This is a genomic window from Xanthomonas nasturtii (assembly GCF_001660815.1).
Taxonomy (GTDB): Bacteria; Pseudomonadota; Gammaproteobacteria; order Xanthomonadales; family Xanthomonadaceae; genus Xanthomonas; species Xanthomonas nasturtii.
Window position 1 is genome coordinate 1 of record NZ_LYMI01000053.1, and the last position, 19,674, is coordinate 19,674.

Consider the following 19,674-nt stretch of genomic DNA (forward strand, 5'->3'; position numbering starts at 1 on the left):
CGGCACACGCGGTCCCGCCATGGAAGCGGGGTTTGCGACCATAGCCCACCTGCGCACGCAACCCTTCCGCGCGCATCAACCGATGCACGCGATGGCGACTGCAACGCTCACCCAGATCGCGTAGCTCTGTGCTGACCTTGCGATGCCCATAGACACTGCCGCTGGCCAGCCAGTGGTGCTTGATCAGCCCCAGCAGGCGTTCGTCTTCCTTGGCGCGCTCACTGGTGGGCGTCTTTCGCCAGGCGTAATACCCCGCACGATTTACCCGCAACACGCGGCACATCGCGCACAGCCTGAATTCCCCGCGATGGGCGTGCATGAAGGCGTACTTTGCCTTTACCCCCTGGCAAAGTACGCTGCGGCCTTTTTTGGGATGTCGCGCTCCTCGGTGATGCGGCGCAACTCGGCCTTCAGGCGCCGAACCTCGGCACTGTGATCCACCTCGGCGCGCTGCACGACGCCGGGCTTGCCGAACTTGCGCAGCCAGGCGTACAGGCTGTGCGTCGTTACACCCAGCCGCTCGGCGACTGCTGCCACCTTGAACCCGCGATCGGTCACTTGCCGACCGCCTCGATCTTGAACTCATCCGTATACCGCTTGCTGCTCATGGGACACCTCCGAATTAGCCATTTTCCATGGCCTTGAGATGTCTAGGAAACCCTGGGCGTATCAAGTCCGACCTAGCAACCCACGCATCTCCAGCCACTCCATGAATTGGCCGAACCAGTGATCGCTTGTCGTTCCATTGGGACGCAGATCGAAACCATGTCCGCCTCGCTCATACACATGCAGCTCTGCAGATGCTCCTGCTTTGCGCCAAGCGGTGTAGAGCAAGATGGGATCGTCGCGCTGATAATCATCGTCGGCGGCACCGGCAACGAACGCCGGAGGAGCATCCGACGGCACCGGGGTGCGTAGGCCGCCATAAATCAGGCCCACAAAATCCGGGCGCGTTGCATTAGGCCCGATAGCCAGATCGGCCGCGAGGTAAGCACCGCTTGAGAATCCGACGACACCGATCCGCATGGGATCGATGCCCCACTCGCGAGCACGTTGCCGAACGATTGCCATGGCCTGTTCACCGTCCTGGATCGCCTTCGGCTCACCAGCGAAGGGAGGCATCTCAACGGGTTCCCCGGATTTGGCGCGTGACATGACAAGTTCCATCTCTTGCATGTGGACCTCAGGAATGCGCATCGGCCCATCCCCGCTGCGAATGGTGCGGTGCTTCAACACAAAGGCCGTAATGCCACGTTCGACCAACGCCCGCGCCACCTCCGTGCCGCCGTGCGTGTAACCGAGTGCGACAAACCCGCCTCCCGGCACGACGATCATCGCGGTGCCGTTTGCACGGTCAGGAGCGGGACGGAACATTTCCAGCGTCGGCTCGCTGACGTCGTAGATCAACGTCTCGCCCGTCTCCAGCGTGTCGCGCAGCTCGGGCACGCTCAGCGATTCGTTGGTGCCTGCGGCGTAAAGCGGAATGATCACTCCTCCACTTGCCGGCGTCTGTGCGGCCGCCGCCGTGGAAATCCATCCCGATGCCAGCATCAGGCCCGCCCCGGCGAGCCAGCGCGTCGAAGAGCGCATCATCACAGGTCCATCGTGAGAGTGGCATAGGCCGAGCGCGGCTGACTGGGCGCCACGACTGGATAACCCATATAGGAATACGGATCCCAGGCCTTGCGCCCCGTCAAGTTGACCAATGAGAGTCCCAGCGTGAAGCGACCCAGGTCGTAGGACGCCTGTGCATCGAACACGGCGTAACCGGGCACGGCGATGGTATTGGGCAACGTGAGTTCCCGCGCGCTGACCGCGGTCGCACCCGCCCCAAGGGAAAGCCCCTTTGCCGGCCCATTCAACCATCGGTAACGAGCCGCGATCCGCCCGCTGTTGTCAGGCACCCGCGCAACGCGATCGCCAGGCGAAATACCGTTGTCTTGGGCATCTGTATGGGCGAAATTGGCCAACAGCGAGAACGCCGGAGTTGGCTCCCACACCATATCCACTTCCACACCACGTGCGCGTTGGCGACCACTCTGGACGGAAAAGCCCACGTTGCCCGGGTCGGCCACCGCGACGTCCTCACGCGTCTGCCGGAACAATGCGAAGGTGCCCGACAAACCGCTGCCTGGCGAAAACAGCTTTAAGCCGCCTTCGACATTGGTGGAGGTCTCCGGCTCGGGTGTCGCAAGCCCCATGAATCCGAACGGCGCGCGAAACGCAGTGGAGTAACCTGCAAACAAGGCAACACCTGGAACCACGTCATAGGTTGCGCCGAACTGGGGAGACAGATGGGTATAGGTCTTGTCGTTGGCAACGCCGATATTGCTGTTCTCCACGAACGTGAGCGAGGTCAGGCGTAGCGCGCCGGTGAGGTGCAGGCGACCGTAGGTCGCTTGATCCTGGACGTAGCCGGCGAAGGTCGTGAAGCGGTCGTCGGTATAGGAGTTGACGGGAAGCTGTGCCGTATAGCTCAGATCGTAGCGGGGATTGGCGAGGTTGATGGTGCCCGAGGGACTATCGCTGAGGAACAGCCCCATTCCGCTGTAGAAGCTGGTCCAGTCGTAGTTAACGCCAGCCAGCAGCGTGTGCGTGCCGCCCAGCATTTCGTGCTTGGCCTGCAGGTTGGCATCGAGTGTCGCTTCCTTGGTGCGGTTGACCATCGAGATCGGGAAGACATCGTAGTCCGGTGGTGTGGTCTGCGTTGCGGCAAGACCGGGAAACACGAAGCTGCCACTTTCATCGACTTTGCCGCGGAAGTAGCGGGCCGTTACGTTCAACGTGACGCGGTCGGAGAACGCATGGCGCAAGGATGCCGTGGCCATCCGGCTGTCGTTGCTGGTCAGCGGCTGGCCATTGGGGGAGCCCGGAAAGGCATCGCGATCCAGACGTCCGGCCAGTGCCGCATCGGCAGGCAGGCCGGAATATTCCAGTGAGCGGCGACGATTGAATTGGCCTTGCAGCAGCAACTCAGTATCGGGGCTCAGCTGGAACAGAAGGCTGGGCTGGATAGACCAGCGCTCGCCATGGACCTTATCGATCCAGCTGTCGTTCTTCTGGTATTCGGCGCTGATCCTGGCGGCGATAGTGGGGGAAAGCGGCACATTGATGTCGGCATAGGGATTGAAGGTAGAAAAACTGCCTGCGCGGACGGCCATATAGCCACGTGACGCCGTGGGATCTGGTCGCTCGCTTTCGATGTTGATGATGCCCCCTAAGGGAGTGCCAAGCCCGCCGCCATACAGCGTTGCACTCGGCCCCTTCAGCACGCTGATGCTGGAAATGCCCACCATGCCGGTGGGATCGTAGGCTTGCTGGTTGCCCGCAAACAGCGGCAATCCGTCCAGATACACCTCCGCCGGAAAGCCGCGAACGATGGGTGGGATGAACAGGTTCTCGTCCGAACGCGTCGGCGTGACCCCGGAGACATTGACCAGTGCCTCGCCCAATGTGCGTCGATCCTGCTCTTGCAGCAGGGTGCTGGTGATGACCTGCACAGATCGCGGCACTTCGATCAGCGGCGTGTCGGTGCGGGTGGCAGCGGCGTTCGTGGAGCTCGTATAGCGGCCACGTCTGGCAGTGACCTCGACCGGCTTGAGCGTCCAGCTTGGTGTGGCCTCGGTGTCGCCCTGTTCCGTTTGCGCGACGGCATCCTCGGCATACGCCGCAGGCAGTGAGCATGCAATCGCCACCAGGATCGCGGCGTTCAACATCGTCGTACGGGTCATGGCAGGTCTCGATTTATAGATGGCATAGGAGTCGACAGGAAGGTCGTGAGCCAGCAGGCTGGCGCGGTGAGGCTGCACCCGATTGGTGAGCGACCACCGCGCTGACGTGCTTCGTAACGGGTCCGCGCAGCGTCACGACCAAGAATCCTGGAGCGCTCAGCGCTTGCCCATGGCAGCGTCATAGCGGGTGTTGACCTGGTTCCAGTTGACCACCGGCCACCATGCCTTGATGTAGTCGGCGCGCTTGTTCTGGTAATGCAGGTAGTAGGCGTGCTCCCAGACATCCAGCGCCAGCAGCGGAGTGCCGCGCTCGGCGACCACATCCATCAAGGGGTTGTCCTGGTTGGGCGTGGTGGTGATGGCAAGCGATCCATCCGGCTTGAGGATCAGCCAGGCCCAGCCCGATCCGAACAGCTTGGTAGCCGCCTCGGCGAACTTGGTCTGGAATGCCTCCTGGGAACCGTAGGTCTGCACGAGTTTGGCTTTCAGCGCAGGCGACGGGCTGCCGCCTTTGCCCACGGGCGCCATCAGCGTCCAGAACAGGCTGTGGTTGTAGTGACCACCCGCGTTGTTGCGCACCGCAGCGTCATACCGCGACACGCTGGCCTGGAGATCTTCCAATGCGGTGGTGGCCAAGGCGGGATAATCCTTCAGCTTGGCATTGAGATTGTCCACGTAGGCCTTGTGATGCCGATCGTGGTGGATTTCCATCGTGCCGGCATCGATCGCCGGTTCGAGAGCGTCGTTGGCATACGGCAGCGCGGGCAACGAGAACGGCGCCTGCGCGGGCTCTGTCGCGAATGCCGTGCCGACAGTGACCAGCAATGCGGTCGCGAACAGGGACGTAAGGGCGAGTCGTTTCATGATTTCTTCCTCAACAATGTGGGAGCGACGCTCCCGGAAATGCCCGACGAGCGGGCGATGCGGATACGTGCGGCGCGTCAGTCCAGCCATCGGAACAGCCGTGATCGTGGTCGGATCCATCGATCGAACGCCCAGACGACCAGAAGCGACACGAACAGCAGCGGCAGCGCGATGGCCGTGGCGATGGCCATGGCGAGTAGCCAGCCAGGCGGCGTGCTGCGATCTGATCCAGGCGCACCGATGCGGCCCGCCGGCTTGCGACGCCACCACATCACCAGCCCGGATGTGCAGAGCACGACGATGCCGACGCAGGCGAACAGCATGACCACTTGATTTGCACGACCGAAGTAATTGCCCATGTGCAGCTGCACGCCCATTTCGATGGCCTGGGCAACGACGCCGTAATCGTCGAAGCCTGCACGAACGAGCAGTTCGCCCCGCTCGTCGAAGTGGTAAGTCACCTGCCCTTGGGGCCTGTCCGGATAGGTGTAGACCATCAGCGCACCGCCTTGCGTACTGGGCAGGAAGACCCGCAGCGGATCGGTCGTGCCTGCGGCGCGGACATGGGCGATGGCGCGCTCCAGGCCTGCTTCGGTCCAGTAACGTGTCGTGCCCGGCCTAGAGGTCGCGTGGTTAGCGTGATGGGAGTGCGCGGGGTCCGAGGCTGCTTCGGCGGGTGGCATCGGCGCGTGCTGCAACGTCCAGGGCACGTCGTTGAACCTGGTCCCGACTGTTGGCGCAGTCGGCGCAACATAACGTCGATAGACCGGTGGGTAGCCGGCGCCGATCGCCTCGGCGCCGCTGCGCACCCAGCCACCCCAGAACGATGCCCAGGGAAGGCCGGTGAAGATCAGGAAGAGCACCAGCAACGAAACCCACAGCCCCGTCGCTGCGTGCAGCGACTTCCAGAATGCCCGTCCCTCGGCGCGCACGTTCGGGACCACACCATGCCACCAGGCATCTCCCTGCCCGCGTGGCCAGCCCAGATACAGCCCGCTCAGAAGGAGCACCACCGCCCAGCAGGCCGCCAGCTCGATCAGGTAGCTGCCTGGCGTGCCAAGCATCAGCGATCCATGGAGACGGTCCGCAAGCCCCACCAGGGTGCGCGAGGGCACAAGCGTCCCTTGCACCTGAGCATTGCCTGGATTGACGAAGGCGATCTGGGAGGGGGCGTTGGCAACGTCCAGATAGACCTGCGCGGACCGTTGGGGATCGACGGGAACATCGATCCGTGTTGCGGTGCTTCCCGGAACATGTGCCTGCGCCGCAGTGATCATGTGCCCAAGCGAGGCTCGCTCTTTCCAGGGTGCCGGGGTGAAGCGCAGCTCCGGGTAGATCGCATCGTTCAACTCATCGTTGAACAGGTAGATCGCACCGGTGACCGCCAGCATGAGCAAAAACGGCGCGACGAACAGGCCGGCGTACAAATGCCAACGCCAGAAGAGACGGTGCCGGTTCCGCCTGCCAGCCTCGGCAAGCTGGACCTCCGCAGCGCCGGAAGGGATCTTTCGGACCATGTCAGAAGCGCGTGCGCAAGGTCAGCTCGACGCTGCGGGGCGCGCCAAGGTAGATGTGGGTGGACGGATAACCGGAATAGGTTCCGTAGAGTTCGTCCGACAGATTGCGCACACGCAGCACCGCCGATACCCGCTGCCAGTCGTAGCCCACCCACGCATCGAAAGTCGCATAGCCGCGCACATGGATCGTGTTGGCGTTATCGGTATAGAAGCCGCCGACGTTGCGAGCGGATGCCCCGATCGAAAGCGGTACGCCCAGGAAGCGGTAGCTTGCGGCCAGCGAAGCGGTGCCGTTGGGAACATTGATGGGCCGGTTGCCGCTGCGGTCGGCGCCACCGGCCTCCAGCAGCCGGTCGTAGCGCGCGGTGCCGTAAGCGGCGGCCAGGTCCAATCGAAGGCCTCGCGTGAGCAGGGCTTGAACAGAGAGTTCCACACCTTGAGAGGACTGCTCGCCGCCCTGGACGCTGATGCTGGGGTTGGTTGGATCGCGGGTAAGGATATTGTCGCGCTCGATCCTGTAAGCGGCTGCGGTCAGCTCCACGCGCTTGTCCCACGCACTGGCCTTCACTCCGGCTTCGAGCGATTTCCCCTTGCTGAGGTCGAATACGCCGGCGGCCGGTCGCATGGTCAGCAAGGTGGAAACGGGACTCACCGCAGTGGCGTATTGCCCGTAGACCTGCACGTCCGGCGTCAGGTCGAAGACCGTGCCAATGCGCCAGGAGAAGGGGCTGTAGTCGGGACGAAACGACTCCGAACTACCGGTGTTCAGATCACGGATGTCGCGCGATAGCGTGATCTTCTCGATGCGCGCACCCGTGAGCAGGATCCAGCGGTCTGTCAGGTTGAGCGCGTTCTCTGCGAACGCCGCGGAAGTGCGCAGGCGAGAGTCGAAGATCACGTTGTTGCCTGGCCCAGGGAAGTTGGCCGCCGATCCGTCCGGGAAGACGCCGAGCGCCGGATTGATCGGCGAAACCGGCGTGGTCACACCGGTCTGTCGCGGATTGTGGAAATCGGTGTCGTTGTGCTCCAGCCCGGCAGTGAACCGGTTGCGATGCCCGCGGACCTGGCCGTCGAACGCCAGCGCAAGCCGCTCATTCCAGACCCGCTGATCGTGCTGGATCCGCTCGGCGGTGCGGGAGAATCGCCCGCTCGCACGGTTGTAGATCCAGTTGTCGGAATAGAAGAAGTCCCGATCCGCCTGATACCAGCTCAGGTCGTTTTGCAGCGTCCAGTTCTTGCCGAGCGGAAGCTCCACACGCCAGCGCAGCAAGTCGCTGTTGGCCCCGGTTGTCGCGCCCAACGGGTTGTAGTTGAGGTGGCGTGTGGCCTTGTCCACGACAAATCCATTCGTGCTTCTAACGACGTGGCTCGGCGATCTGGCGACATCTGCTGGCACCATGGGCGAGCCCTGATAGGTGCCCGTGCTGTCGTCCTCGGCATGCTCGAAGGAAAACAGCATCGACACCCCCGTGCCGGGGCGCCACAACAGGCTGCCGCCGACTGTCAGCAGATCGGTCTGGTTGTTGTCGATGTCATCCAGGCTGTCTGAGCGCAAGCGGCTGACGAAACCGCGAACGGCGACCGTTTCCGACAGTGGCTTGTTGACGTCGAAGCCGGCACGCCAGGTGTTGAAACTGCCGACGCCCAGCATGCCTTCCATGGAGGGCGCTCCCAGTTGCGGCTTGCGACTCACCAGGTTGATGGCCCCGCCCAGGGCGCCTTCGCCATACAGCACGGATGCCGGGCCACGCAGCACCTCGACCCGCTCCAGACCGAAGGTATCCAGGTTGCGCGTGACGATTGTCGAAGCGCCCAGACGCACGCCGTCGTGCAGGACAGAAACCGTGTTGCCGCTGAACCCACGCATGGTGACCACGGCCGGGTTGCCCGGCACATTGCCGACCATGGCGCCGGCGACCATGTCGAACACCTCGCTGGTCGTGCGTGCGCCCCGCGTGGCGATGTCGTTCTGATCGATGACTTGCAGCGAGGCTGGCGTCTCGCGCTGCGACAGGCCCAAGCGGCTGCCGACCACCGCAGGTGCATCCAGCCGGCGCTGGCGCTGTCCTTGCACATTCAATGTATCCAGCGTCGTGGCCTCGGCAGGTGGCTGCTGGTTACTGGTCTGGGCATACGTTGCGGGTACGCAAAATCCGCTGATGGACAACAGCAGCACACCGTGCCGAGGCAACGTGCCGGATGCGAACTGGGAGATCGTCATTGATGAACCTTCGATACGGGATGCTGTGAGGCGCTGTCATGGGGTGAGCAAGCGCGATCGGACAAAGGACGCTCAATCGGGCACAGCATCGAACTGCCGCGACCACGCAGGGTCGAGACAAGCAAAAGAGCCGGCAGTGCGCCGGGCGTCAGAGGTGCAGGGCAGCGCTTGCACGCGCGCTAGCCTCACGGTGATCGGGAGGCAAGACAGACGTGCATTGACGGATAGGCGCACTGCGCCTCAGGTCAGCTGGATCAGCAGATCAGAGCGGTCGGCGGACCGCGAGCGCCAAGCGTTCCTAAGGCAGGAACACGCCGTGTATCGACGAGGCCGAGCAGGGCGCGCAATACCGCAGGCCAAGTCGTCAGCAAAAGGAGCAAGGCCACCAGCAGGCCGATCATCCGCGCGGCCATCAGACAGTATTCGCAGTCCACGCCCATCTCATGCTCGGCGTGGGGGGCGGAGGGCTTCAACGGCGTGGTAGCGCCCCTGTCTGATGGATCCGGCGTCACTGCCATTGCGTGGTCCCTGCCCTGCCCCATGTCATGGTGCATGTGATGCGCACTGGCAAGCTGGAGCGTGGAAGACTGAGCTTTCGGTTGGTGCGCTGCATGAGCATCGAGTGCATGCATTGAATCCGGCGTCGGGTGCGCAATCGTTCGGCTAACCAGCGGTGCCACCACTATCAGGAGCATGGCGAGCCATGCCCAGGTGTTGAACCAGCGGTAGAAGACAGGCGCATGCATAGCAACGAGTCTAAGGCATGCAGAGAGTGTCGGGGCGCGATACCTCGACATGGTCGCTGTGCGACCGTCTGTCGCATGCCCTGCCCTGCGGACGAACTTTGATGCAGTAGCAAATCCAGAAGACGCGTTCTTACCCGTGACAGGCGGCCGTCGAACAGCGCAAAAACGGGCCCATAGGAAGACGGCGATTACGTGTGCAGAGCTGGAAGCCATGCTGGCTGTCTACGACCGCCTTATCCGAGCGAGGCTACGACCACGGAGGCCTCCGGCTGGATGATGGATGTCCGTGGTCAGGCTACTGGGATTCCGCCGTCGACGGTGATAACGACTGCAATATGCGTCTGAGAACAAGCGGCCGTACAACCTCGCAATTTGGCTGTGCTCCTCAGGCCTGGTGGGCGAGGAATGGATCTGACTTACAAAAGTTATGATATAACGTTTTAATTAATACAATGAAAGGTGCTGCGTTGCGTTCTCAATCGTCAGTCGCAATTGGTGTGATGTCCACGGCACTGCTTGTTTCTACTCCAGCGTTTTCTCAAGAGGTGTCGTCTGGATCAGCAGCGTCGATAGACAAGAACTTTGAGGCAATCGTTGTCGGGAGCCGCTTCCGCGGTCGCACAATGCTCGAGTCTCCGACACCGGTGGATTTGGTTTCCCGTGAAGAACTTGAGCGCAGCGGGAGAGTGGACCTGCTGCAGATGCTCAAGAGTGAAGTGCCGAGTTTCAACATCCCGCGTCCCATCGCATCGGGGGCTGGCGATTACCTGATGCCGCCTTCGCTACGTGGCCTGGGGCCGGGCGAAGTGCTGGTGCTGATCAATGGCAAGCGCCGCCATACCTCGGCCGATCTCAACGCGAGCAACGGCATCGGCCGCGGCGACATCTCGATCGACTTCAATGCCATTCCTTCGCTGGCGCTGTCTCGCGTCGAAGTGCTGCGCGATGGCGCGGCGGCCCAATACGGCTCGGATGCGATTTCCGGGGTCATCAACCTGAGCCTGGACCGTTCGCTGCAGAACACGGCGCACACGACCTACCAGACCACTGCGCAAGGCGATGGCGACACCTATGAGGTAGCTGCCGGTACCGGGTTTCGGATCGGCACCGAAGGCGTGCTGCGCGTGACAGCGGCAATCCAGGACATTGGTGCCGCCGATCGATCGCGCCCGGACACTCGTCAACAGTACTTCGGCACAACTGCCACTGGCGCGTTGGTGACGCCATCCGGCAACTTCGGGTCCGGCATCGGCCTGACGCGCTCCAATGGAACGCTCGACCCGCGCGAGGCACGCTTCGACCGCGATGGCGCCGCGTTCCTGGGCACACAGCCCAGCACCAATCGTCAGCTGTTCTACAACCTGGTGATGCCGGTGTCCGATGCGGTGGAGCTGTATTCGTTCGGCGGCCACAACCGACTGGATGGCGACATTACCTTCTTCTTCAGGCGCGCAGGACAGGACGAGACCGTTCGTGCGGTCTATCCCGATGGCTACAGTCCGACGCTGGATACCGCCATCGACAACACTTCGATCGCTGCAGGGCTACGCGGGCATGACCTGGCCGGATTCGGCTGGGATCTTTCGACGGTTTACGGCAACAACACGCAGGATCTGACCTATGACAACAGCATCAATGTATCGCTAGGCACCCAGTCGCCGACGCGCTTTTACCGCAACGGCGCCGAGTTCGATCAATGGACCACGAATCTGGATCTGAATCGTGAGATCGCCCTGGGGCATGCAAATCCATTGCGTCTGGCGCTGGGTGCGGAATACCGCTACGAGAGGTACCGTCTGTTCAGCGGCGCCGAGGAAGGCTACATCAACGGTGGCGTCCCGATCCTGGACGGCCCGAATATCGGTCGCCCGTCGATCCCTGGGGCGCAGCCCGGTCCCAGCAACGGGCCGGACGACACTGCGGACCTTGACCGACGCAGCCAGGCTGTCTACGCCGAGGCGGAACATTCGCCGAACGATCGCCTGCTGTTGAACGCTGCCGCGCGCCACGAACACTATTCCGACTTCGGCGAAACCACCAATTTCAAGGTGGCCGCCCGCCTGGAACTCAATGCGCTAATGGCGCTGCGTGGGTCATACAACACCGGTTTTCGGGCACCGGCATTGGCGCAATCCGGCTACAACGCCTCCAATACGCTGATACTCAATGGCTCGCAGGCGATCGTGCGGGTGGCCGCAGTGGATACGCCAGCCGCGCGCCTGGCCGGCGCCTCCGACCTGAAGCCGGAGACCTCCCACAACGTGTCGTTGGGCATGGTCTTTCACGACGGCAACTGGTCCGCATCGTTGGACGCCTACCAAATCGAGCTACGCGATCGCATCGCGATTTCCTCGACGTTTCAGGATGCCCGCATCACCAACTATCTAGCCGCCAATGGCCAATCCGGCTTTGCTGCGATCTCATTCCTGACCAATGCGGTCGATACGACCACCCGCGGTCTGGACCTGGTGGTCAACTACCGACGCATCTTCGAAGAGGGCTCTGTTCTGACCGGCACGTTCGCTGGCAACTACAACAAGACCGAATTCGATCAGATTGCCGGGACCCCCGCACCGATCGCTGCGTTAGGCATTACGACGCCACTGTTCGACTTGACCCAGCAGCTGCGCTACTCCGACAGCCTGCCGCGGGACAAGCTGATGTTCAATCTGAACTACACACATGGGCGCTTCACGGCCAACATGACCAATACGCGCTACGGCAAGGTTTCCACGGTTGCGATGACGGCCAGGAACGCAGCACAGGTGGCCGCGCTGACACCTGGCTACGACACCCGCCTGGTCGCCGCCTCTGCGAGCACCTACGATGTGATTCAAACGTTTTCTCCGAAGATCATCACCGACCTTGAGCTGTCGGCACAGGTAACGCCCGCACTGCGTGTCAGCCTCGGCGCACAGAATCTGTTCGATATCTATCCTGACGAAAATATTGCCTCCACGGTGGCAAGCGTCGCGGCGGGCAGCAACGGTTCGGATAACGCAGGAATGCATCCTTACAATGCAACATCACCCTTCGGCTTCAGCGGACGCACAGTGTTCATGCGCGCCGCCCTGACGTTTTGATTGAGCTGCTTGGTGATGGCAAGTCGAGGCAATCACCTGGCATCACACAGGACGTCTGCGTCGATGGAGCACGGGGTCACAAGACGTGCCACAAGCATGGCAGCTGCGGGGCGTCAGCAGCAGCTGACACGACGCTATAGTGATTTGATCAACATTTGGCGATAGAGGGTCACATGCGAGAACGCAGAGATTTCTTGAAATTTTCCGCTTCGCTCGCCGTTTCATCGGTGCTCTCCGAAACGGGAGCTACCGGCATTCCCTTCGGCATCCCCCGGTCACCGAAACCGCCGGATGAGATCGCCGCTGATGAAACGTACTGGAGCAAGATTCGAGCACTGTATGCAGAGCAGGACGACATCATCAACCTTGAGCACGGCTACTGGGGCAAGATGTCGATGCAGGTGGAGGCAGCTCTTGCTCGGCATACGCATAGAGTCAACAAGGAACTCTCCTGGTACGCCCGTCGTGCGTACGATGCAGACTTTCTGAATTCACGCAGGCTGGTTGCGGATGCGCTCGGCGTCAACGTCCACGAAGTCATGCTCACGCGCAATGCGACCGAATCCTTCATCAACCTGATCACGCAGTACGACAGGCTGACACCAGGCGACAGCATTCTTTGGGCGGACGCCGACTACCCGGAGTTCAAACGCATGATGGCGTGGTTGAGCAAATCACGCCGCGTCGGCGGTCACAAGCTCGACCTGCCAAGCACCGGTAGCGACGAAGATTATCTCCAGGCGTATGCGCAGGCGTTCGATGCGCACCCACGGCTCAGGCTGGTCCTTCTGACCCACGTCAGCAATCAGCACGGTCTCGTCCTGCCGATCCGGCAGATCGCCGCCATGGCCAGGCAACGCGGGATCGACGTCATTTGCGATTGCGCCCAATCCTGGGGGCTGCTGGACTTTACGCTCGACACGCTCGATGTCGATTGGGCGGTCTTCAACATGCATAAATGGATTGGATCGCCGGTCGGCGTTGGCGCGCTCTACATGCGGCAAGGCACACTTGGTGCAGTGAAGCCATTTCCTGGAGAAGAGGAAGGCGATGCGGATGTTGCAAACCGCGTGCACTTGGCGACATCGGACTTTGCGGCCTTCATGACCGTTCCCGATGCACTGGCCTTTCATCAGGCAGTGGGAGGCGCCAACAAGCAAGCGCGCTTGAAGTATCTGCGCAATGTCTGGGTATCGCGCCTGGGTGCATCAGATGCAGTGGAAATCCTTGGTGCTGCAGACGCCAGCAACGCATCGGGCATGGGCGGATTTCGCCTGAAAGGACAGAGCTCGAAAGCAGCGGTTAGCGCGCTGCAGGCGTCCTTGCAGAATGAATTCGGCATTTTCACTGTTGTGCGGAGTGACCTAGCCAGCGGTTCGTGTATTCGTGTAACTCCGCAGATTTTTACACCCGCTAATCATCTGTTGGCACTAGCCGATGCTGTAACGATGATTGCTGCGCGTGCCTAATTACCGGATTGCGCATACAGTCAATTACGACATCTAAACGATGTCGGGATTGACTGTGGAATCGTTCACACCGGCCGGGCTGGATAAAGGCATTTCACAGCTCCCGCACATGCCCGTCAGCGCTTTTTTGCCACAGGCTGCGTGTGCGCATGCGCGGTCATCGTCTCCCGCCACATTCCGCTTTACGTTGTCAGCGTTTGCCGCATCACCCGTAGAAAAGGCTATGGCACCGTATTCCCAGTACAGACTGGTGCCATAGCGCTTGCTCCAGTTCCACTCAGGATTTGGCAAGCGGGCAGCCCGCTGCAATCTCCCGCATGGTCATCGCAACGCCGTCCTGGGCGGCGCAACCGCAACGCTGTCTGCCGGCAACGACTCGCCCTATTCGCACAGCGCCTCGAACACACCGCGCCGCCCCTCGCCCAGCCGCGTAAGCGTATACACTACACGGGGCGGCGTCTGCGCATAGGCGGTCCGCACAACCAGCCCGGAGGCTCCGAACTGCCTCAGGCGACTGGTCAACGTCTGCGCGCTGATGCCCTGCACTGCCTGCCTGAGTTCAGTGAAGCGGCGCGGGCCCGCAAGCAGTTCGCGCACAATCAGCGATGCTCGTGGTCCCTCCAACAGTTGAAAAAACGGGCCACCACACAGCACGAAGCGTTCGATGTTTCCATTGGCTATCCGATTCTGCGATTGAACGGCGCTAAAGCCGCGTTGCACGCCGTAGTGCCGGCGTACGCGATCTCACGGGCGCCGACTAGTGCATATGCTGCGCATGTGAATCCGCATCAGGTGCAGACACGCCCATCGGACGAACCGCAAAGTGCACCTCTACGCGCGGCGCATGCTCAAACACCAGCGTGGCCACGACAGGCTTGCCCTCTTCGAAGGGCGCGTGCGGCGCAATGAACATCAAATGCATGCCGCCCGGGCCGAGCACCACCGGCTCGCCCGGCGGCAAGACCAACCCCTGCTCCAGATGGCGCATCTTCATCACGCCCGCCTCCATGCGCATTTCGTGGATCTCTACGTGCGCACTGGCCGGCGACTCTACCGCCACCAGGCGATCGGGCGTTGCCGACTGATTACGCAACGTGAGGTAGCCGCCCGCCACCGGCGCACCCGGCGGCGTTGCGCGCGACCACGCATCGCTCGCCACCACCGCAGCTGCTGCAGCGGGCGCTGCGGTCGCAGTGGGCGTTACGGCGGCAGGCGCCGGGCTGGATTCGGGCGCGGGCGCGCGCTCGCACGCCACCAGCGTCAAGGCAGACAACGTAGCCATCATCAGCACATGCAGTTTCATGTTTTTCTCCTTGGGTCGAGCGATGCGTGCGCCGCAGCGTCTGGCTTATCGTCATCGACGTTAATGTTCGGGAAGCCGGCAGATCGCCGTTACTTGAGTGCGAGGACTTGCCGGATATCGTGCACAACCGAGTCCACGCTTTGTTCGTGCGCAAGGCCCACGCGCAGCTGTCCTTCGCGATCGAAGAGAAAACTGCGCGTAGAGTGGTCGATGGTATAGGTCGGCCCCATCGGTACCTTCGCGTAGCTCACTTTCAGATTGCCCGCCGCCACCCGGATATCGCCCTCGCTACCGGTCAAGCCGATGAAGTCCGGATCGAATGCTTTCACGTAGGTCCTGAGCACATTCGGCTTATCGCGTTGCGGGTCCAGCGTGGCGAACGCGAACTGCACCTGCGCGGCATCCGCACCCAGCTTGCGCTTGACCTGCGCCGCACGTGCCAGCGTGGTCGGGCACACGTCCGGGCAATGGGTAAAGCCGAAGAACAGCACCAGCGCCTTGCCACGGAAACTGCGTAACGGCCGAGGCGCGCCCTCGGTGTCGTAGAGATAAAAGTCCATGCCGCGCGCCATCGGGCTGAGGTCCGCGCCATTGGGAGCGAACCCGCCACCCCCTTGCCCGCACCCGGCCAACATGCCGAGCAGGCACATCAGCATCAGCTGCGGCAGTCGTCGCTTCCATCTACATCGCATCGTTCGCATCGTGATTTCCTTCCATCCACTGCGAGCGACCTGCTCTCTGCCGCTCTGGCCTACGCCATGTCGTACCAAACACGCGGTAATCGCCAAGCTTGCCGCGCGCATCAATGCCGCGCCTCGCATCGATGACCGTGCAGCTGTTCGCCCACCGCCCGGTCGCATCGTTGCGGATGCGATGCGGCATTGGCCGGTGCCGTTCGAGGCGGGAGTTGCGATTCGTCTGCAGTCAGCCTGTGCATCTGCACAGGGGTGAACAGCGCCAGCGTTGGCAACAGTGTCACAAGCGCAAGGCACGGGGTCGCTGCCGCGTGGGGCGGCAAAACAAAATACGTCATCTAGCTGCTCCAAAACATCCAGAAGCACACCCGTTCGTGGGTGCAGCGCAACAACCGACGTTTCAGGCAACCGGTGGCGGCCCACGTGGTGCATGCGCCCACCAGCGCGCAGCCACAGGACCAGCAGCGGCACGACGCGCGGCCGCGAGCCGGTCGCGAACCGGTGCAAACAGCAGGCACGCCATCAGCAACGACGGCAGCAGCCGCGTGGCGAGCAGACAGTACTCGCAGGCCACTGCATTGCCGCCACCGGCGTTGTGCAGCCTGTGTTCGGCACTCAGTTCCTGGTGAGCTGCGCCAGCCTGCGCACCTGCCAACCGCTGCATGGCGTAAATATTACCGCCATCGGTCTCTGGCGCGTCGCCAACCTGCCAGGGCTGGCTGTGGCAAACAGGCGCGTCCAGGAAGCGCGATGTGTCTGCGAGCGTGCGGCTCACCAAGGGCGCGCATAGCAACAGCAGCGCCGCCAAACAGGCCAGGCGCTGCATCAGGCTGAACACGGGCGAGGGAAGAAAGCGCACCGACAAATTGTACTGAAAAAACCGCAGGCCACCTGCGACCCTTCGTCGCAGCCCGACGCCCGGGTTCGCGGCGCGCGCGTTGCATGCACTGCGCGCCGCGTCCGGTCCAGGCACCACCGGCGCAGCGCGCTCGCGCCGAACACATCGCAACGCGCGCGCCGCGCTTTCATCAACCCTGCAGATACTCCTGCGTGGAGAGCACCGCCGCATAGCCGAACTGAAACGCTGCCATCATCGCCGCATGCACGTGCGCCGCAGGCACGCTGGTGCCAGCGAACTGCAGATCCATCGTGGCGCAGGCATCGTGCAGCACCGTCACCGTATAGCCCATGTCCGCGGCAGCGCGCACGCAGGCATCCACACACATGTGGCTCATCGCACCGACGATCGTCACCTGCGTTACGCCGCGCTGCTGCAGCTGCTGCTGAAGCGATGTGTCACGGAAGGCGTTGACATGCTGCTTGACGATGACCACCTCGCCGTCCTGCGGCATGAGCGCATCGCGGATCTGCGCGCCGTGCGAGCCGGCGACAAAAAACGGCGCATCCGCACCCGCCTCATGACGCACATGAAACACCGGAACACTTGTGCGGCGCGCATCGGCAATCACCGCCAGCGCGTTTTCTGCGGCTGGTTCGATGCCGGTCAGTGGCAGTTTCCCGCCAGGAAAATAATCGTTCTGCAGGTCGATGACGATGACGGCCTTGGTCATGATGTTCTCGCGTGGGATGTCATCGGAAAGCATGCGCCGGCGCGCTCATCGCGACGAGTGGCGCCACCGACATCACCGGGCCGAGAGCGACATCTCATCGCTGCCGCGTGTATCCGGCGGGCGTACCCGGCCACAAAAGGTGGTCAACGGCTCAAGGCAGTCAGCCACCGAGCGCACCTGCAAACCGCCGCCGATAGTCGCTGGGCGATAGCCCGAGAATGCGCTTGAACACCTTGCGAAACGCCGCCGCGTCCTGATAGCCGACTTCCCACGCAATCGCGTCGATGGTCATTGCATGCGCTTCCAGCAGCGTACGCGCCCGGCCGATCCGCAGCCGCTGGCCATAGTCCGTGCTGGTCATGCCGGTTGCCTTCTGGAACCGGCGCAGAAAGGTGCGCGCCTCCAGCCCGGCCTGTGCGGCCAGGCTGGTCAACGCCACATCTCGCGCACCGGTCTCCTGCAGCCAGTGCTGCACCCGCAGGATCGCCGCGTCACCATGCGTCAGGCGCGGCGAAAACACGCTGTAGTAGCGCTGCTGTCGGCCCGGCGGGTCGACCAGCAGCACCCGCGCGGTTTCCAGCATGACTGCCGGCCCCAACAGGCGATCCACCAGCCGCAGCCCAAGATCCGTCCACGACATCACGCCACCGGCGGTAATGACATCGCCCTGGTCGATGAGCAGTTCGTCGGGGTCCACCTGGACCGCCGGAAAGCGCTGCTGCAATGCTTCCGCATGCAGCCAATGCGTGGTCATGCGGCGTCCGTCCAGCACGCCGGTGCCGGCCAACAGAAACGCACCCGCGCACACCGAGCACAACACAGCGCCCTGGGCATGTTGCGCGCGCAGCCAGTCGATCAGGCAGGCGTTGCGCGCCGCATCCGGCGCAGTGCCCAGGCTTGGCGGCAGGATCAACGCGCCCAGGCGCGTGTCGGCGTGCATGTCGTTCCCGAACACACGCAACGGTGCTGCGGCGGGCGCCGGCTGCTGCCAATGCGTAGCCCGGATCGTCGCGCCCGCCCCGTTCGCGCCCGAGAACCGGTTGGCCACCGCAAACAGGTCGGTCAGGCCAAGCACGGCCGCCTGCTGCGCACCCGCATACAGCACCACGCCGACCTCGATGCTTTGCCTGGATGTCATCTCGTTCTCCATGCCGACTTGCATTCAGCAACGCGCCATTAGTGCAGTTGAAGTAACCGAAGCACGCCGCCGATGCTCCGGCTCCACAGCTTCCCCACATCACAGGAGTATGCCAGTGACCTACATCATCCATGGTGCCACCGGCGCACAAGGCGCGCCGCTACTCAATGTGCTGTCGCAGGCCGGCAAGCATGCCGTGGCCGCAGTACGCAACACCGATGCGGTCGCCGGGCCGTCGGTACAGGTCGATCATCGTTCCGTCCGATCGCTGACCGATGCCTATCGCGGCGCGCATGGCGTGTTCGTCCACCTGCCTCAAGCACCCGAGGACGTGCGCGTTGCCTACGCAAACAACATCGTCCAGGCCATCGACACCGCAAAGCCGGCGCGCGTTTTGATTTCCACCAGCGGCAGCATCGTCGATACACCGGGCAGCGCGCTGCAGGCAGCACCCAACTCGGCCATCGCCATCCTGATCGACGGCGTGCAACGCAGCGGCGGGTCGAGCGTTGTCATCGCACCGCGCCTGTATCTGGAAAACCTGCTGCTGCCCATGGTCATTGGCGGTGTGTATGGCGACGGCGTCCTTGGTTACCCGATCCGCGAAGAGTTCCCGGTGGCCTGGAGCTCGCATCTGGACGTCGCCGATGTCGCCGCGCAGCTGTTCGACCGGCCTGGCGTGACCGGCGTGGTCGGCGTCGGCCAATTACCTGGCCTGCTCGGCGCAGACCTCGCTGCCGCACTGGCCCATCATCTCAAGCGCGATGTCTGCTTCCAGAGCGTATTGCCAGCGGATTTCGGCAAGCAACTGGAGCCGCTGCTCGGCCCCGCGACAACGGCGGTGGCTGGTTTCTACCAAGCGTTGTGGCAAACGTCCGCCAACACCATCGACACAGCTGACCCACCCCCGGTAGCAGGGCCATCAGTCGGTAGAGATTTCGACATCTTTCGGCGACCGGCATTGGCGTTCCGAACCAAAAGGCGCACCAGCGCCAATCGATCGATGCACGGCGCTTTTTTTATCGCCCGCATCGTCGCGGGTGCATGCCGGCCAGCTTTATGGCGGGCGGTGCGCGGGGGCCGCAAGGCCCACCGGTTCTGAGGTATCACCACATTTCTTCCTGCAAGATCAAGCACTTGGTGTGCCAGGGTGTGGAAGAAAGTGCGCGCATGGGGCACGCTTCAAGGTGACTAAGCCAAAGAAGAGTGCCGACCATGCGCGCCAGCGAAGTATTGCAGAAATGCTTGTCTAACTCACTCTCCGGGATGCATGCATTACGCCAACGCAGCTTGCTGCGCGCGGTTGAAGCGCTAGTGCATGGAGGCCGGCTGACGT

15 protein-coding genes and 1 pseudogene are annotated in these 19,674 nt (G+C 62.6%); 3 read left to right on the top strand and 13 right to left on the bottom strand.

What is annotated here, in order from left to right:
• The 7 genes and pseudogenes from A7D16_RS21865 to A7D16_RS17195 form a co-directional block, all read right to left on the bottom strand.
• A pseudogene (locus tag A7D16_RS21865) lies at positions 1 to 608 on the bottom strand (transposase); the annotation flags it as partial.
• A 61-nt stretch (positions 609 to 669) separates the two neighbouring features.
• Positions 670 to 1,593 carry an alpha/beta hydrolase gene (locus A7D16_RS17170; protein ID WP_239687027.1) on the bottom strand — a complete coding sequence of 308 codons (924 nt, stop codon included), beginning with the start codon at positions 1,591 to 1,593 and terminating at the stop codon, positions 670 to 672.
• Positions 1,593 to 3,731, bottom strand: coding sequence for a TonB-dependent siderophore receptor (locus A7D16_RS17175; RefSeq protein ID WP_064634492.1), 2,139 nt, complete (start codon positions 3,729 to 3,731; stop codon positions 1,593 to 1,595). The genes A7D16_RS17170 and A7D16_RS17175 overlap by 1 nt, the downstream gene beginning before the upstream one ends.
• 156 nt (positions 3,732 to 3,887) lie before the next feature.
• The gene (locus A7D16_RS17180) at positions 3,888 to 4,595 is read right to left on the bottom strand and encodes a superoxide dismutase (RefSeq protein WP_064634493.1); all 708 of its coding nucleotides are present in this window, start codon (positions 4,593 to 4,595) and stop codon (positions 3,888 to 3,890) included.
• 77 nt (positions 4,596 to 4,672) lie between these two features.
• On the bottom strand, positions 4,673 to 6,112 hold the full coding sequence (locus tag A7D16_RS17185; RefSeq protein WP_082925839.1) for a PepSY-associated TM helix domain-containing protein: 1,440 nt from the start codon (positions 6,110 to 6,112) through the stop codon (positions 4,673 to 4,675).
• Between the two features lies 1 nt (position 6,113).
• Positions 6,114 to 8,333 carry a TonB-dependent receptor gene (locus A7D16_RS17190; protein WP_064634495.1) on the bottom strand — a complete coding sequence of 740 codons (2,220 nt, stop codon included), beginning with the start codon at positions 8,331 to 8,333 and terminating at the stop codon, positions 6,114 to 6,116.
• 254 nt (positions 8,334 to 8,587) lie between these two features.
• On the bottom strand, positions 8,588 to 9,028 hold the full coding sequence (locus tag A7D16_RS17195; protein ID WP_064634500.1) for a hypothetical protein: 441 nt from the start codon (positions 9,026 to 9,028) through the stop codon (positions 8,588 to 8,590).
• Between the two features lie 551 nt (positions 9,029 to 9,579).
• Between A7D16_RS17195 and A7D16_RS17200 the strand changes: the two genes are divergently transcribed.
• Both A7D16_RS17200 and A7D16_RS17205 read left to right on the top strand, forming a co-directional pair.
• Positions 9,580 to 12,162, top strand: a complete 2,583-nt coding sequence (locus A7D16_RS17200) for a TonB-dependent receptor plug domain-containing protein (protein WP_064634496.1) — start codon at positions 9,580 to 9,582, stop codon at positions 12,160 to 12,162.
• A gap of 194 nt (positions 12,163 to 12,356) precedes the next feature.
• Complete coding sequence (locus tag A7D16_RS17205) at positions 12,357 to 13,631, top strand: aminotransferase class V-fold PLP-dependent enzyme (RefSeq protein ID WP_239687029.1); 1,275 nt, start codon at positions 12,357 to 12,359, stop codon at positions 13,629 to 13,631.
• A gap of 381 nt (positions 13,632 to 14,012) precedes the next feature.
• Here A7D16_RS17205 and A7D16_RS17210 read toward each other — a convergent pair whose 3' ends face one another.
• From A7D16_RS17210 to A7D16_RS17235, 6 genes are all read right to left on the bottom strand, one after another.
• Complete coding sequence (locus A7D16_RS17210) at positions 14,013 to 14,351, bottom strand: winged helix-turn-helix transcriptional regulator (RefSeq protein WP_239687030.1); 339 nt, start codon at positions 14,349 to 14,351, stop codon at positions 14,013 to 14,015.
• A gap of 37 nt (positions 14,352 to 14,388) precedes the next feature.
• On the bottom strand, positions 14,389 to 14,934 hold the full coding sequence (locus A7D16_RS17215; protein ID WP_064634497.1) for a copper chaperone PCu(A)C: 546 nt from the start codon (positions 14,932 to 14,934) through the stop codon (positions 14,389 to 14,391).
• Between the two features lie 89 nt (positions 14,935 to 15,023).
• On the bottom strand, positions 15,024 to 15,494 hold the full coding sequence (locus tag A7D16_RS17220; RefSeq protein WP_233549034.1) for an SCO family protein: 471 nt from the start codon (positions 15,492 to 15,494) through the stop codon (positions 15,024 to 15,026).
• Between the two features lie 535 nt (positions 15,495 to 16,029).
• The gene (locus tag A7D16_RS21870) at positions 16,030 to 16,488 is read right to left on the bottom strand and encodes a DUF2946 family protein (protein WP_161945038.1); all 459 of its coding nucleotides are present in this window, start codon (positions 16,486 to 16,488) and stop codon (positions 16,030 to 16,032) included.
• A 169-nt stretch (positions 16,489 to 16,657) separates the two neighbouring features.
• Entirely contained in the window at positions 16,658 to 17,233 is a 576-nt protein-coding gene (locus tag A7D16_RS17230; RefSeq protein WP_239687031.1) for a cysteine hydrolase family protein, read from the bottom strand.
• Between the two features lie 127 nt (positions 17,234 to 17,360).
• On the bottom strand, positions 17,361 to 18,338 hold the full coding sequence (locus A7D16_RS17235; RefSeq protein WP_064634505.1) for a GlxA family transcriptional regulator: 978 nt from the start codon (positions 18,336 to 18,338) through the stop codon (positions 17,361 to 17,363).
• Between A7D16_RS17235 and A7D16_RS17240 the strand changes: the two genes are divergently transcribed.
• Positions 18,319 to 19,440 carry an SDR family oxidoreductase gene (locus tag A7D16_RS17240; protein ID WP_239687032.1) on the top strand — a complete coding sequence of 374 codons (1,122 nt, stop codon included), beginning with the start codon at positions 18,319 to 18,321 and terminating at the stop codon, positions 19,438 to 19,440. The genes A7D16_RS17235 and A7D16_RS17240 overlap by 20 nt on opposite strands.
• Positions 19,441 to 19,674 lie beyond the last annotated feature (234 nt).

Excerpts from the sequence above, each read along its gene's own strand:
- A7D16_RS17170 (WP_239687027.1), bottom strand. The coding sequence starts at position 1,593 with ATGATGCGCTCTTCGACGCGCTGGCTCGCCGGGGCGGGCCTGATGCTG.
- A7D16_RS17175 (WP_064634492.1), bottom strand. The coding sequence starts at position 3,731 with ATGACCCGTACGACGATGTTGAACGCCGCGATCCTGGTGGCGATTGCA.
- A7D16_RS17180 (WP_064634493.1), bottom strand. The coding sequence starts at position 4,595 with ATGAAACGACTCGCCCTTACGTCCCTGTTCGCGACCGCATTGCTGGTC.
- A7D16_RS17185 (WP_082925839.1), bottom strand. The coding sequence starts at position 6,112 with ATGGTCCGAAAGATCCCTTCCGGCGCTGCGGAGGTCCAGCTTGCCGAG.
- A7D16_RS17190 (WP_064634495.1), bottom strand. The coding sequence starts at position 8,333 with ATGACGATCTCCCAGTTCGCATCCGGCACGTTGCCTCGGCACGGTGTG.
- A7D16_RS17195 (WP_064634500.1), bottom strand. The coding sequence starts at position 9,028 with ATGCTCCTGATAGTGGTGGCACCGCTGGTTAGCCGAACGATTGCGCAC.
- A7D16_RS17200 (WP_064634496.1), top strand. The coding sequence starts at position 9,580 with ATGTCCACGGCACTGCTTGTTTCTACTCCAGCGTTTTCTCAAGAGGTG.
- A7D16_RS17215 (WP_064634497.1), bottom strand. The coding sequence starts at position 14,934 with ATGAAACTGCATGTGCTGATGATGGCTACGTTGTCTGCCTTGACGCTG.
- A7D16_RS17220 (WP_233549034.1), bottom strand. The coding sequence starts at position 15,494 with ATGGACTTTTATCTCTACGACACCGAGGGCGCGCCTCGGCCGTTACGC.
- A7D16_RS17230 (WP_239687031.1), bottom strand. The coding sequence starts at position 17,233 with ATGCTTTCCGATGACATCCCACGCGAGAACATCATGACCAAGGCCGTC.
- A7D16_RS17240 (WP_239687032.1), top strand. The coding sequence starts at position 18,319 with ATGCTTTGCCTGGATGTCATCTCGTTCTCCATGCCGACTTGCATTCAG.
- A7D16_RS17235 (WP_064634505.1), bottom strand. The coding sequence starts at position 18,338 with ATGACATCCAGGCAAAGCATCGAGGTCGGCGTGGTGCTGTATGCGGGT.